The following is a 14,500-nucleotide window of genomic DNA, read 5'->3' as shown; positions in this document are numbered from 1 at the left end:
CCCAAACCGTTGTACGGCTTGGGAGGGTATTCCTTCAACTTTCCATTATGCTGGACAGATTATTCGTTGCCTCAAATCTAGGCAATGTAATGGTGACACATGTACCTCTATCAGGGATACTATCAATACTGAGCCCGTAGACAACGCCATATTTCATTTTGATCCGTTTATTTACGTTAATGAGTCCAATACCTGTCCCGGACTTGCGGCTGTCCACATCCTGCACATTTAACTGCTCCACTTTGACTCTCAACTTTTCCAATATCGTTGCATCCATCCCCTTGCCGTCATCTTCGATGTAAAAGTAGAGCAGATCATCTTCTACCTTGCTTCGGATGGTAATGTTCGTCATGCCTCTTTTCCTTTCGCAGCCATGAATCACCGCATTTTCTACAGCTGGCTGCAACAAAAAGGAAGGAATCTGATATTCGAACAATGATTCGTCTATGGAAATACTATACATCAGTCGACCTTCAAAGCGACTTTTTTGAATACTGAGGTACGCATGAAGCAAGTTCATCTCCTGTCCAACTGTAATTTCGGTATCCCATGTTGCCATGCTCCTCAAGAGGCTACTTAGCTTATTAATATGATCCACTGCTTTCTCTTGTTTACCGCTTTGCATAAGCAGACTGATCATGTTTAAGGTGTTAAATATAAAATGAGGACGGATTTGATTAAATAACGCTGTGATTTGGGCTTCTTTCTGCAGGAAATTCGCTTCATAGACTTCGCCAACGAGTCGCGTATTTTGCTCAAACATGTCTTTGATTCTAAGGATCATCTTATTAAAAGAGGAACTCAAATAGCCGATTTCATCATTGCGGTGTTCAGGAAAAGTAATGGACAAATTTCCACGATTGATTTCTTTGGTCAACTTCACAATATCTAGCAATGGATTTAAAAATCTTTTGATAAAGAAAATAAGAACCAAGATTGCGAGCAATGAGGAGAACAAGGCCATTAAATACGCTTTATTCCGCGTTTGGGAGGCGTTCTTGTTGAGTTCTGATACTGAATTTATCGCGACAATCGTCCAATTGGAACGTGGGATCGACACGGCATTCAGTAAATACGATTCCTTGCCTTGTTTGATTTTTGTATTAGAGACGCCATGACTGAGAATAGCGCTGTAGAAATCCTGTTCATTCCCCTCTGAAAAATTAGAGAATATCAGATTTCGGTTGCCATCGATAATAAAGAGCCCGCCTTTTTCCCCCATCCGAACTTTGTTACATATCGACTCAATTCCGCTATAATTTGCATCTACTTTAATGACACCGATGATTCTTTCCGTATCCTTCGTACTACGCAACTGACTGACGATGGAAAATACTTTTCGCTTCGGGTTCTTGATTATTTGCTGCAGGTGGGTTGGGATGAAAATGGATTCACGCGTAGAGTAGGCACTTCTGTACCAGTCAAAATTTGTATAGTCGACAGTCGTGTTGAGATTTATCTGTTCTTTGCCGCTTGCATAAATGCTATCCGTTAACACAAACACATTGATAATATCATTTCTAGGAATGATCATAATTTCATCAAGAAAGCTCTCAATGGTTCTCGTTTTAATTAACGTATCAATTTCCGAACCTTCTGTATTTTTTTCTAAAGCAGCCATAACCTCGCGATTCCGATAAGGGGCTACGGACAACCGGGATAAATCATCTAAATACGAGTCAATATTTAACGATACTTGTTCCATGATCTGTTGTACACTATCCGCTGAGCGTTTCTCAAAATCACCTGTATATTGGATATAAGAAAGCAGTGATACCACGATGACCGAACAAAGGATAAGCATGCCCGTCATAATGAGTAATTTAGACTTAATACTCCAATCCTTATACTTTCTTGGCCTAATAAATGGGATCATGAAGAGCACCTCAGTGTCTTAGTAGGTAAATGTTAATCCATACGTACAATCCTTGTTGTTCTATCAATATACCATACTTTTAAACGCGCAGATTGATCTTGCATCCCTTGAACCCCCTAAATAGACACCGATTTTTTTAGATGGGAGTACGATCTTTTTAGGTGCTCATAATTCGAAAGGAATCTGTAAAGAAACTGTCGAACTAACGAGTTGAACAAATGATGACTACACTATGTAAAATTAAGGTGGCGTGCCATGTACAACCTGCTGATTGTTGACGACGAACCACTGACAAGGGAATATCTGAAACACAATATTCCACTTTTTCATGACAAATGGACGGTTACTGCTGAAGCTGCAGATGGTTATGAAGCGTGGGAGTTGCTGAAACACAAGCGATTTGATCTTATTATTACAGATATCAAGATGCCCGAGATGGACGGTATCGAACTGTGCAAGAAAGTTTCCGAACAATTTCCACAGCAGAAAGTTGTCATTTTATCTGGCCATGATGAATTTTCATTAGCCAAAGAAGCCATTCGATATGGCGTTCATAGCTACTTATTAAAGCCTTTGGTCAAAGATGAGTTGATTGCAACATTAGAAAAAATAACCACTGATCTCATGAAAGAAACAAGCGAGGAGCTCATTTACCGGACGATGCGAAACGTCTCCGAAGACACCAAGCATCAAGTGGTTAAACAATTTCTGAAAGCGGTTGTTACTGACAGCTCTGTGGAAATCAAGGCCCTTTATCCTCTTTTTTACCGTCTAAAGGTCAATCTCATTGAGGCCGAAGCCATGATTATGATTGTGGATTTGGACCAGGAGAAAATCTTGGAGCGTGATGTACCGATTAGTGATATCTCGATTTTCAGATTTATTTTACATAAAGTAACCACAGAGATTGTTGAGGAAACAGGAGCTGAAACTGTTTTTTTTGACGATGATCAAAACACAGTCTTACTGATTACTGGTGAATGTGAAGAGGAATTGCTGCACAAATGCAGACTTCTGCACGATAGCATCTACGCCGAGATTAAGAAGAATACGGGAATTACGATCGTCAGCGCCACGGGTTCTGCAGAAAGCGATGTGCTGCAACTATACGCCTCGTATCAGAAAGCACGTAAGATCATGAAGGCTCGACTTCTTCATCCTGATCTATCTTTATTTAGCTACAAGGAGAGCTGTGGCGCCTTGCCTGACATCGGCGAGCTGGACAAAGCTATGGCTTCCATCAAATCAGGCATGCTTGATAGTAATGAGATGGCTATCTCTATGGCCGTTAAAAACTATGTCAACCTGATCCCCCAACCTGCCACCCATGCCTCCGTCATGAAATTCGGTGTCCACCTCATTCGCAGCATCGCTGGGGTTCACGCGGAGACACTTAGTGAACTTATTGAAACGGCTCTTCACATGCTCAAAGGACATCGATACACTACTCGAGACGAGTTGCTCTTAGAAGATGCCAGTGCACTCTTCAGAGATATCGTGAAACAGTTAACGAAGAGCCATCCATCCCATCCAGATCCTCAGAACGATTTGGATCTTGTGACACAAGCGAAAGCGTATATCTATGCGCATTATTCGGAGCCGCTGAGTCTTGCGTTGATAGCTGAGAAAGTCGGCGTCTCCTCCAGCTATTTGAGTAACATTTTCCACAAAAAAATGAATGAGCCTTATATCAAATTTCTCACAAAAATAAGAATGGAGCAGGCGGCTAAGCAGTTGAAAGCTCTCCCTTTAGAGAAAGTCTACGATGTTGCTGAACGGGTTGGCTATCTAAGTGTGAAGCATTTCTCCCATATGTTTAAGCAATATTTCGGAATACCGCCTGGCGAATTTCAAGAAATGCACACTTCAAGCAAAAGTGAAGGAGCAAACGGCTGATGTGCGCATAATCCGATGGACTACCATCCCTTGCCATGATAAGATATGAGTAACGTACTTTTAGTAAAATCAGCCTATTTACATATGTTCGTTACTTAGCTTGCCGAACAGGGAGCTGTTAGGGGGTACCATGGGTAAGACAGATGTTCGCCGCGACGCGATTATTCACGCGATTAAAGATAAAGGCTCCATCGCCTTGACGGATATTGTGAAGCAATTCAATGTATCTGAAGCTACTGCACGACGTGATCTTGAAATTCTTGAGCAAGAAAAACGCTGTATCCGCACCTTCGGCGGCGCGGTGCTTGAAAGCTTGAAAGTGGAAGTCCCTTTCTTCAACAAAATGGACCTCTACACCGAAGAAAAGAAGGAAATCGCAGATAAGGCGCTTCGTTTCATCGAAGACGGCGATATTATCGGCTTAACTGGCGGGACGACGACGACTTTCATTGCGAAAAAGCTGAACCAATTCAAGAACCTCACGGTGATCACGAATGCCGTGAATATCGCTTATGAGTTGATCGGCACGCCTGGGCTTCAGCTCATTCTGACTGGCGGTGTCATTCGGACTCAGACGTTCGAATTGTCAGGACCACTTGCTAATGCAACGCTCGATAACCTGAGCATCCGCAAAACGTTCATGGGCGTCGATGGACTTTCCCTCTCCCGCGGCATGATGATTTATAACGAACTGGAAGCGGAAACGAATCGCCGTATGATGAAGCAGTCCATGGAAACGTACTTGGTCGCAGACCATTCCAAATTCAGCCGCAGCTCGTTATTCGTCATTGGCGAAGTTCAGGAAGCCGTCGGCATCATCAGCGACTCCTCCATTACGCCTGAGATGAAGCAGGCGTTCAAGGAAGCTGGCGCGCCGTTCCTGTAAGAATAAGCCCCATTCTCTTTAGCGAAAAAGAGGATGGGGCTTTATTTATGCTTGTCGCAACGAGCGTTTGCAAGCTGTATCCCGTGCAACATTACCTACTCAGATGCGCATTATTAGCTCGGATGTTGTATAATCTGCAACAAGATTGAGGGAAATGGAGGGTTCATCCTGGTTTTTAATGAATAATCCTGCACAAATTACAACATCAGGCTCGATTATTGCCCCAAACGGTGAAAAATGCTGTACATTCTACAACATGGTGTAATGTTGCTGAGCAAGAAACTCGACCAGACAAACTAAACTACACATCTAATTCTGATCGCTATATCCTCTGCTCATGCCAGCGTTACTTCAAGTAGCATGCAGTTACCTCACAATGAACTCACCTGCTGTAAGGTGATTTTTCATCATTTCAAAGACCCCGAAGCTGGGAATTGCTTCTGTAGTGATGTTTTACATCACTATAGGTCGTGTTTAACCGCTGCATGGCCATATTTACCCGCTGAAAGAGGGTTTTTCATCATTTCGGTGATTCCGTAGCTGGGATTCACTTCTGGATTGATGATTTATATCACTCCAGAGGCGATCTGGGCGAGGGCAGTCCGGGCGAGGGTATTGGACGGATATGCAAAAAAATGCGATACCCCCAACCTTCAAGGCTTGGTGGCATCGCGTCTTCTGGATCAAGCTTCACAAGCTGTGAAGCCCATTATTTCAACTCACTGCTCGGCTGCGGGGCAGTTCCTGTTTTCATTTTCAAGGTAGGCAGCATGATCACTATACCAACCACAAACAGCAACGCAGATGTGACATAGATGGTTTCAAGGGAGAACGAGGCTTTAATCGTGCCAGCCAAACTCATCATGATCACCATAGCCCCCATGAAGAGCGGGGTTAAGATCCCATTCACACGGCCTACGAATGATTCTTCTGTATTCCCTAGAATTAGTGTACTAATGGCAATTTGAATTGCCGGCATCACAAGGCCTGAGAAGAATTGCATCAAAAGGACGATCCAGAAAACATGCGACATACCAATGATCGCAAACGTAATCGCACTCACAACCATGCCAAGGATCAGTAGCGCTTGTGGCGATAATTTCTTGGAGAACCCCATCGTCAAGCCTCCGCCAATAATCATGGCAATCCCATTCGTCGCCATAAACCACTGGAGATTCTCTTTCGCCATGCCTAAATGCTCCGTCACGAGGAACACCCCTAACGGGCTAATAAGCCCAATTGCCAGACCCGATACGGCGAAACAACCGCCTAGGATAACGAGCAACCGATTTTTCAACACATAGCGAAAGCCCTGTCCCATTTCTGCAAAAATATGCGTCTTCCGCTGCTCTGATGCCACGTCCTCTTTCCCATCCGCAGGCAGAAAGCTAAGCGCGAGCGCTGATAGAAGGAAGCACACGCCCATAATCGCAACGGCGGTTTCAATCCCGAAGCGGTAGTAGATCGCCGTGCCAAGAATAGGCCCGATAATCATAAAAATCGCCATCATCGATTGAAACATGGACATCCCCATTTGCATCTGAGAAGCAGGGACATGCACTTTAAAAAGCTTCATCCCCGATGGTTGAGAGAATTGGGATAGGATCGATGACACCAAGGTGGCGAAGAAGATCGCTCTCCACGAACCCATATACAGGGTGATTAAAATGATGAAGACGGAGGCTGCGCTTAAGATATCGCACCACACCATCGTCAATTTCGGTCTCCATCGATCAGCGAATGTGCCGCCAATGAAAGAGAAAATGAAGATCGGAGCAAATTCTGCAACAGAAATAAGTGATAGTGAATATGGATCATTATTCGTCATGTCCGTCACATAAAGCAGTATCGCAAAGTTACGTATCCATATACCCACTTGCAGCAAAATGCCCGATAGCATAATGGATTGAACGAAACGACTCGTGAAAAAAGAACGCATCGTCGGTTCAGATTGAGCGTTAGCAAGGCTCATGCAAAAAAACACCCCTTCGTAAATAGATCGTTGGTGAAATGCGTGCATTGTTCCTACGTGCAAGGAAACAGAAAGTTTCACAAACCTATCTGATTTTACAAAGAGATGTTGAAAGATGCTAGATACAATTTCTGTATAACGAATTTCCCCTTAATCCTGTCTCCAGCCGATGGGATATTGCTCAGATAAGGTTACAGGCAGGCGACCCACGGCTGCTTCGCGACCAAGCAACACATTAGCCAGAGAGACCATCGCTAATGGGCGATTCTCATAGCAGGCATAGTACGTTTTCACTTCAGGGAATTCGAGTAAATCATATGGATTACGGCCAGCCGCGACGATCAGGTGAAGGTTTTCCTTCTGGTTTAAAGCTTTGGCCAGCTTGGTTTGACCTGGGGAAAACGTGGCATTGTAGGTGACAACGACCACTTGCTCATAGGAATCGACGCGTTTCACCATCTCCTCGACTTCTTCATCCGAAGGATACAAGCCGAGATATTCCTCTTGGACCGTTACTCCCGTCAGCTCTGATAACGTACCGCCTAATGTACCTGTCCGATCGACGACCTCATCGATTTCAGTGCCAGACTGCACCTCCGTCCAAATCACAAGCGTTTTATCGTTCACTTGGAGTACCTGGCCCACTTCATCCTTCACTTTCGTAATGCTCTTACGGCTGAGTTCTTTCGCAAGCAGCTGATGTTCTGGTGTTGAGATCGGTTCTGTTGGAATCGGGGTTAGTGTATCGAAGCTTATGCCTCTTTTAATTTTATTCGTTATAATACGCATCACGGAAGCGTCAATACGCGACTCAGGGATACGACCGCTCTCGACAGCTGCAATCACAGCTTCGATCGCAGCAATTTGACGCTCTAATTCATGGCTCACGAGCAAAATATCAGCACCTGCTTCAACAGCGCGTATAGCGCCTTCCGCTACACCTACACCCTCCGAGATCGCCTTCATCTCTAGACAATCGGTCACGATGAGACCTTTAAACCCTAACTGTTCACGCAGCAATTCTGTTAGAATGCGATAGGACAATGTCGAAGGAACACCGCTCGACTCTAACGCCTCAAATACCACATGCGCGGTCATAATCGCATCAACGCCGCCTTCAATCGCCTTAACGAACGGCGCAAGCTCCAGCTCCATTAAGCGTTCCATGCTGTGCGGCACAACAGGTAGATCATGATGGGAATCGGCTGTTGTATCGCCGTGACCAGGGAAATGCTTCACCGTTGCAATGACCCCCATGTCTTGCAAGCCCTTCACAGCGTGCGTACCCATATCGCTAACCAGCGCAGCTGTCTCGCCGTAGGAGCGGACACCAATTACGGGATTCAATCGATTGTTATTGATATCCAGGCAAGGGGCCAAGTTCATATTGACGCCCATTTGACGAAGCTCTTTGCCCATCACTTTCGCGCTGGCATATACGCCAGATGGCGCAAAGGCCGCACCTAATGCCATATTGCCCGGCAGCAAGGTTGCTCCTTTTTCAATACGGGACACCATCCCGCCCTCTTGATCGACCGTAATAAACAACGGCTGACCATCGCTGCGCTTGCTAATCGCTTGCAAATCCGCGGAAAGCTGAGCAAGCTGATGCGCATCTTCCACATTGCGACGGAAGTAAATGACACCGCCAATGCCATAGTTCTCTATTAATTGGGTAATGGCCGCATTGGGCGTCTTGGAATCAAAACCGCATGCAAAAAGTTGACCTACCTTTTGACGTAGACTTAGCGGTTTAAAATTCGTAGTACCAACAGATGACATATGTACACGCTCCTTGAATGTGGTTAGGCTTTGATATTGACCATGATGCGCTTTTGAAGCAGGAGATACATCACAACAATCGGAATGACACTAATCATGATCGCTGCGCAGAGAGATGACGGCATGACGATCGGCACAATAAGACGCCATAACAGACCAAAAATGGACAGTCCGTCCATAATCCCCGCCTCTTCCAGTTCATTCGGAATGGATGTCAGGAACGAACTGACCATGAACACCGTCCACGGTATACCGAGCGTCACATACGGCAGAATGAGCGCAAGCGACGTATTATACAGGTGCAAGCTTCTTAGGAGCATATACAAGGGCACCAGCAAGGAAGCCGCGGGAATTAGCAGCGCTAGGAGCAGAATGCGGCGGATAACCAAACTTATTTTCGGAAAAGCCATCCGTGTTACTGCATAAGCCGTTGCCGTCCCTAGCAGTAACGAAACACTCGAAGATACTGTTGAATTAATCACACTATTCATAAAATAATGCCCTACATGCGCCCCGCTCCACGCGTTCCAGTAATTCGAAAAGGAGATTTCGTGCGGAAAGGACCAAGGTGCTGTAATAATTTCTTTATTCGATTTGAAAGACGAGTTTAGGGTCCAACTTAATGGAAATAAAATCACCCCTATATAAAGAAGAAGCAGCCCATGTGAAAAGGCTCGCCGTGAAGCTTTTCGTATCAATAACGCACCTCCTCCTGTTTGCTAGTCAACCAACCGAATACAGAGGTTAGAATGGCGGTAAAAAGGAGAATCAACAACGCAATGCTGTTCGCATAGCCGTATTCGCCAATCCGGTACGCTTTTTTGATCATATATGAGGCCATGACTTCCGTAATGCCATAAGGGTTCCCACCCGTCATGACGACAACAATATCCATTGCTTTCATGCCACCTGTTATGGATAAAAGGATAATCACCAGGATAACCGGCCTTAGCAGCTTCCAGGAGATGCTTCGGGATGCTATAAATCACGGAAACGACGATCCAGAAATAAGGATCATGGAAAGCCGTGATGAAATTGTGCAGCCCATTGAACGTCGCGGGGGAAATCCCATTCCACGCTGTGAATCCATACCGCAGCGCCATTCCCATCGGAAAGAGGAAGAATATCGCGAAAAGGAGCAGCGTTGGCAAGGTTAGCAGCGTATACGCCCATGTATTTCTTCCCATTTTGTTCATATGTCATCCTACTATTTGGTGGTATGGAATTCTTCTTTATTCGAAGCTTCCTGTTGTTTCTGCATCTCTGCCATCAGAGAAACAGGATCTGTCCGTCCCCCCAGCAGCTCTTGCATCCCGCGTTCAAGCCGTTCCCGAACTTTCGTTTGAATGCGGGAATCGTAGGCGGGGAAAGAGCCCTTGCTGCTCGTAAATACATTCAAGATTTCTGTAATTAACGGGTTCACTTGACTCGTATCTGACAGCTTCATCGCAGGAGGCATGCCTTCTTCGATGAGCTGTCTTTTTTGCATGGGCTCATTATACATTTGCTTAATGAACTCTTTGATGGCGATCAACTGCTCCGGCGTCACCTTTTGCGAAAAGCCGTAAGCATTCGACCAACCGCCATTGATGTAGCCATCGCCTGGCCCTCCCATCGAAGGGAAATTCATGAATCCTACATCTTCGGTGATGCTTGATTTGTCTTTATCCAGGAGCGGTGTATTCGCCCAGCTGCCATCGAACATGAAAGCGGCGCCTCCGCTGCTGAAAGTGTTTTGCTGTTCCGCATAGGCAAGCGTTAGGCTGCCATCCTGGAAATAATCCTTTTGAATGAGGAGTTGATATTGCTCGAAAGCCTTAACCACATCGCTATCGGTCCAACGCTTGCTGCCGTTCAGGAAGCCCTCAATAGAATTCGTCCCCGCCGTACGAACCCACATGGTATTCATCATCATATTGATGACCCATGAATCTTTCGCGGACAGCGCGAATGGCGTCACCTTGGCAGCTTTCAATTTCCCAGCAGCGGCAATCAGCTCATCCCACGTTTGAGGTGGAATGATATGATTCCCAGCCAAAATCTTCTTGTTATAGTAGAGGCCTTCTACATAACCAGCCATAGGAATTCCATAGATTTTGCCATTCACCGTAAACTCTTGAAAGCTGTAGAACTTATCGGTTAACCCCAGCTCTTGCAGAATTGGCGTCAGATCCAACAATCGGTTCGCTTTCACGTAATCCTTCGTATCTGTACCGCCGAACAGATCGAAAATTTCCGGCGGATTGCCCGCAGCCATCTCGGCGCGAAGCTTCTCGAAACGATTGACCTTATCCTCGACACCGTCGAGTGTAATCGTCAACCCTGGCACCTTCGCTTCCGTTGCCTTCACAACGTCCTGCAGCATGGCCAGCCGTTTCTTCTGTGTATCCTTCACTTGCGTATGCCGGATCGTCAATTGTATAGGGCCGTGCGGCGTCCCTTGTCCACTGGCGTGCTCACCTTCACGAGGTGAATTAGTATTATCGGACAGCACACTGCACGCCGATAGCAGGCATGTAAGAGCCAAGGCACCTGCGCCCCAAATAAACGTTCGTTTTCTCATAAACCCGGTTCTCCTTTTACCTTACCTTTTAAGTATAAATGAACCTTTCTTCGTCCTAAAGACCGACAAATTCCTAATCTAGGGGCAAAATCCTCTAGTTCCCTTCCTTCCGCTTGTCGCGGTACTCCGATGGAATTTCGCCAGTAAACTTATGAAATACCTTCGTAAAATAGCGTCTCTCGATGTAACCCACCGATTTTCCAATGTCCGTAATGCTTTTGTCACTGTGCAGCAGCATCGATTTCGCCAGCTCCATGCGATGTTTCGTCACATATTCTACGAAGGTTTCACCGAAATGCTGTTTAAATAACAAGCTGAAATAGCTTGAGGAAATGCCCAATGAGCTTGCAATATCTTCAATGCCAAAATCCGTGGAATAATTCGTGCGAATATAGTCTTTCGCGGCTGCCATGAGCAGCTCGCTGTTCTTCTTCTTATTCGAGCCCTCGAGCCCGATCGATACGAGATGTACCATCACCTGTAGGAGATGCGCAATGCTTTCACTTTTATCCAGCTCACGCCAAATCTGTTCCTCTTCGGAACTATCCAGTGCGTTCATCTCGCGCAGCTCACGGAGTACATGCAGAATTAAATAATGCAGCATCTGAAACGCCCGGGCGAACGAGCTTTCCGTTAATCCCTCCAGCAGCATTTTCAAACGATCTAACGCATCCTCGGATTTCGGCTTACTGAGCTGTTTAAGTCCCGCTACAATTTCCTCGACGAGGAACCATAGGGACGTATTCGCATCAACCGATTCTTTGGTTTCCTTGTAAGGAAGGACCGATTCCTGTTTATCCAAATTCAACTGCATGAAGCGCAGCAGCTTCTGATACGTATCTGCAAGCTGGTGCAAGCCGACAGGCTGCGGGAAGTAACCGATACTGATGCCCAGCTTCACGGATTCCCGCACATTGTGCTGTAGTTTGGCCGACAGGGTACGCAGTTTCGCTTCGACAGAAGCCTCCACCCCATCTTCCCAAACCATGAGCAAGGCCCACTCGCCTTCTCGCATATGCAGAACTGTAAATTGTGACTGTTCATCGGCCAAAGAATCTTGCAGCACATTGCGCACGGCAAAATTCCAAAGCTTCCTCTCCTGCTCTGTCCACGGCAGCGATTTCTGCGAATAGTCGTCCACATCAATGATGGCGAACACATAACGCAGCGTTTCCAGGTCGCCATAATCGATCGGCAACAGCGTAGTTGCTGTAATATCGGTGTAATTCATCATAATATCCTGAAGCACTTTCTCGTACGCCAAGCTTCTGATTTTGCCCCATTTCAGGTGCTCCTCATGTTGGCTCAGCTTCTTTGCACGAATGTCTGCTGCTACTTTCCGGATCACATTCTCCAGTTCTTCATAGTCAATTGGTTTCAAAATATAATCGCTTACCCCTGCTCTGAGTAGCGAGCGAACATAGTCGAAATCCTGGTACCCCGTCACCATTAGTACTGAGCATTCTTCATTGATTTCCCTTAGCTTATGAACAAAGGTAATACCGTCCATATGCGGCATACGAATATCACTCATCACGATATCAGGCACATGAAGCTCGCACAATTCCAAGGCTTCAAGCCCATTTCTAGCTTTGCCCACAATATCGATTTCAATTTCTTCCCATGGAATTACCGCTTGCAAATTACGTAAAATATTCGGCTCATCATCCGCCAAAACAGCCTTCAATCTCATTGGTTTTCCCTCTTCCGTTTTGGGATTACAACCTTCATCGTCGTGCCTTGACCCTCATGCGAGCAAATAAACATGCCATAGTGTTCACCGTACTGAATCCGGATGCGGTCTGCGACATTACTTACGCCTAGCCCACGCCGCTCTTCATTGGAGTCCAGAATCTCGTGGATGGATGTCTCTAGCTCTGTTTTATAATGAAACTTCGCTAATTTCTCTTGGCTGATCCCAACCCCATTGTCCGTCACATAGAGTCCTATCCGCTCTCCTTCATCCTTGACTTGAATGGAAATATGCCCCATATACTCAATCGTTTCAAATCCATGCTGCAAACTATTCTCCACGAGCGGCTGGAGCGTCAGCTTTAATATGTGCTCATGCAACAGCTCTGGCGGCGCTTCAATGTCATATTGAAATTGATCTTCGAAACGGAATTCCTGAATTTCCAGATAACTCCGCAAGTGCTCCAGCTCCTGCTTAAGGGAGATTTCTTCTCTATTTTCCATGCCAATCCGCAGTAAATTACCTAGCCGAATGACCATCTGACTAACTTTCTTACCTTGATTCTGAATGGCCAGAACATTGATCGATTCCAGTGTGTTAAAAAGAAAATGAGGCTTAATCTGCGCTTGCAGCAGCATCAGCTCTGCTTTATTTTTGCGGTCCTGCTGACGCTTGACCTCTTCCAGCAAGTCCTCCACACGAACAACCAAGGAGTTGAAGCCTCTGGCAAGGGCCGTCGTTTCATCCTTGCCGCTCTCTTCCATACGTGTTGTGAGATCGCCGCGCTCTACTTTTTTCATGGCGTTCAGCATTCGCAGGATCAATTGAATAATACGTCTAACAAATACCAGGTTATAGACCAACGCAAAAAATAAACAGATAAACGTAATCCCCGCCACGAGCTTCATGATCGTTTCAAGCTCACCGGCGACATATTTCCACGAAGTGACCGAAATGACGCTCCAATCCTGGACACCCATCCCATTAATATTCAAATGATAGAGGGAAATCAGACTTTTCTCATTTTGAAAATCAGCTTGAAAACTGTAATTATTACGTCCCAAATCCAGCTTCCCTTGTGTAAGCTGCAGCACGTTCGCGCCTTCAAAATTTTGTTTATTATCGTAAAAAATGAGACCGCTTTTATTCACGAGCAGATAGCGTTTGGAGCTTTGCTCGTTCGTGTTGAACGATTTGAATATAGGATCCAGCTCATTAAATTTAAATTTCAACAGCATGTAGCCGAGATTATCCATCGTCCAGAAATCCTTGACCAAGCGCGCTTGATAAAACTCCCCGCCGCGGCCAGGACCAAACTCTTTGAACTCGGACGGCCCAATCCACAGCGGACTGCCATTGAGTTCCTTAATGTGTTGAAACGCCAAACTTTGCTGAAGCGTTGCCCATGGAATGGCGCTTCCGCTCGTTTTTCCAGCGCTGAAGGATTTGCCTTCATTGTTGTAAATGACGACTGACTGGATTGGCGAATAGGTCAGAATCGAGCCGCGCAGCAGCGTATCGAAAGCGTTCAAATCGTACGAGGACAATGTCTCTGTGTTTGGCTTTTTACCATCCATCGTTTTATAAATATCTTGAATACTGTCTTTCACCATCCAGAAGTCCGAAAAATAATTCGCTTCTTTGAACATGTAATATATGTTCCTCGAGATGGCTTGGAGCGAGACTTCCGTCAGATCACCGTACTTTTTCTCAATGAGCTGTTGGGAGACGCTGTATACCGCTGACCCTAGGACAAATAAAGGGATGATGATGAATAGTAAAAATCCGATAAATACCTTTTTGTTCAGATTCATCGCGGCGATGATCCCCTT

Annotated in this window: 11 protein-coding genes; 2 read left to right on the top strand and 9 right to left on the bottom strand. The window is 45.7% G+C overall.

Translation table 11 applies throughout. From position 1 onward, the window contains the following. Positions 1 to 34: 34 nt before the first annotated feature. Positions 35 to 1,876: a sensor histidine kinase gene (locus tag MJB10_RS07470; RefSeq protein ID WP_314803100.1), complete on the bottom strand. Its 1,842-nt coding sequence runs from the start codon at positions 1,874 to 1,876 to the stop codon at positions 35 to 37. Between the two features lie 255 nt (positions 1,877 to 2,131). Between MJB10_RS07470 and MJB10_RS07465 the strand changes: the two genes are divergently transcribed. Further along, positions 2,132 to 3,772 carry a response regulator gene (locus MJB10_RS07465; protein WP_314803098.1) on the top strand — a complete coding sequence of 547 codons (1,641 nt, stop codon included), beginning with the start codon at positions 2,132 to 2,134 and terminating at the stop codon, positions 3,770 to 3,772. A 130-nt stretch (positions 3,773 to 3,902) separates the two neighbouring features. After that, positions 3,903 to 4,658, top strand: coding sequence for a DeoR/GlpR family DNA-binding transcription regulator (locus MJB10_RS07460; protein ID WP_314803096.1), 756 nt, complete (start codon positions 3,903 to 3,905; stop codon positions 4,656 to 4,658). 709 nt (positions 4,659 to 5,367) lie between these two features. Here the strand turns inward: MJB10_RS07460 and MJB10_RS07455 are convergent. From MJB10_RS07455 to MJB10_RS07420, 8 genes are all read right to left on the bottom strand, one after another. After that, a complete protein-coding gene (locus MJB10_RS07455; protein ID WP_314803095.1) occupies positions 5,368 to 6,630 on the bottom strand; it encodes an MFS transporter in 1,263 nt (420 codons plus the stop codon). A gap of 150 nt (positions 6,631 to 6,780) precedes the next feature. After that, entirely contained in the window at positions 6,781 to 8,412 is a 1,632-nt protein-coding gene (nagZ, locus tag MJB10_RS07450; RefSeq protein ID WP_314803093.1) for a beta-N-acetylhexosaminidase, read from the bottom strand. Positions 8,413 to 8,435: 23 nt separating this feature from the next. Next, entirely contained in the window at positions 8,436 to 9,110 is a 675-nt protein-coding gene (locus tag MJB10_RS07445) for a carbohydrate ABC transporter permease (protein ID WP_314803092.1), read from the bottom strand. Next, positions 9,107 to 9,316 carry a hypothetical protein gene (locus MJB10_RS07440; protein WP_314803090.1) on the bottom strand — a complete coding sequence of 70 codons (210 nt, stop codon included), beginning with the start codon at positions 9,314 to 9,316 and terminating at the stop codon, positions 9,107 to 9,109. The genes MJB10_RS07445 and MJB10_RS07440 overlap by 4 nt, the downstream gene beginning before the upstream one ends. Before the next feature lie 110 nt (positions 9,317 to 9,426). Beyond that, the gene (locus MJB10_RS07435) at positions 9,427 to 9,615 is read right to left on the bottom strand and encodes a hypothetical protein (protein ID WP_314803088.1); all 189 of its coding nucleotides are present in this window, start codon (positions 9,613 to 9,615) and stop codon (positions 9,427 to 9,429) included. Between the two features lie 4 nt (positions 9,616 to 9,619). Then, positions 9,620 to 10,975, bottom strand: a complete 1,356-nt coding sequence (locus MJB10_RS07430; RefSeq protein WP_314803086.1) for an extracellular solute-binding protein — start codon at positions 10,973 to 10,975, stop codon at positions 9,620 to 9,622. 94 nt (positions 10,976 to 11,069) lie between these two features. Beyond that, on the bottom strand, positions 11,070 to 12,668 hold the full coding sequence (locus MJB10_RS07425; RefSeq protein ID WP_314803084.1) for a response regulator transcription factor: 1,599 nt from the start codon (positions 12,666 to 12,668) through the stop codon (positions 11,070 to 11,072). Beyond that, on the bottom strand, positions 12,665 to 14,482 hold the full coding sequence (locus tag MJB10_RS07420) for a cache domain-containing sensor histidine kinase (protein ID WP_314803083.1): 1,818 nt from the start codon (positions 14,480 to 14,482) through the stop codon (positions 12,665 to 12,667). The genes MJB10_RS07425 and MJB10_RS07420 overlap by 4 nt, the downstream gene beginning before the upstream one ends. Between the last annotated feature and the right edge of the window lie 18 nt (positions 14,483 to 14,500).

Source organism: Paenibacillus sp. MBLB1832 (assembly GCF_032271945.1).
Taxonomy (GTDB): Bacteria; Bacillota; Bacilli; order Paenibacillales; family NBRC-103111; genus Paenibacillus_E; species Paenibacillus_E roseopurpureus.
The sequence above is the reverse complement of the archived record's forward strand: the minus strand, read 5'-3'. Positions and strand labels throughout refer to the sequence as shown.

Excerpts from the sequence above, each read along its gene's own strand:
- MJB10_RS07435 (WP_314803088.1), bottom strand. The coding sequence starts at position 9,615 with ATGACATATGAACAAAATGGGAAGAAATACATGGGCGTATACGCTGCT.
- MJB10_RS07470 (WP_314803100.1), bottom strand. The coding sequence starts at position 1,876 with ATGATCCCATTTATTAGGCCAAGAAAGTATAAGGATTGGAGTATTAAG.
- MJB10_RS07425 (WP_314803084.1), bottom strand. The coding sequence starts at position 12,668 with ATGAGATTGAAGGCTGTTTTGGCGGATGATGAGCCGAATATTTTACGT.
- MJB10_RS07430 (WP_314803086.1), bottom strand. The coding sequence starts at position 10,975 with ATGAGAAAACGAACGTTTATTTGGGGCGCAGGTGCCTTGGCTCTTACA.
- nagZ (WP_314803093.1), bottom strand. The coding sequence starts at position 8,412 with ATGTCATCTGTTGGTACTACGAATTTTAAACCGCTAAGTCTACGTCAA.
- MJB10_RS07440 (WP_314803090.1), bottom strand. The coding sequence starts at position 9,316 with ATGAAAGCAATGGATATTGTTGTCGTCATGACGGGTGGGAACCCTTAT.
- MJB10_RS07420 (WP_314803083.1), bottom strand. The coding sequence starts at position 14,482 with ATGAATCTGAACAAAAAGGTATTTATCGGATTTTTACTATTCATCATC.
- MJB10_RS07455 (WP_314803095.1), bottom strand. The coding sequence starts at position 6,630 with ATGAGCCTTGCTAACGCTCAATCTGAACCGACGATGCGTTCTTTTTTC.
- MJB10_RS07465 (WP_314803098.1), top strand. The coding sequence starts at position 2,132 with ATGTACAACCTGCTGATTGTTGACGACGAACCACTGACAAGGGAATAT.
- MJB10_RS07460 (WP_314803096.1), top strand. The coding sequence starts at position 3,903 with ATGGGTAAGACAGATGTTCGCCGCGACGCGATTATTCACGCGATTAAA.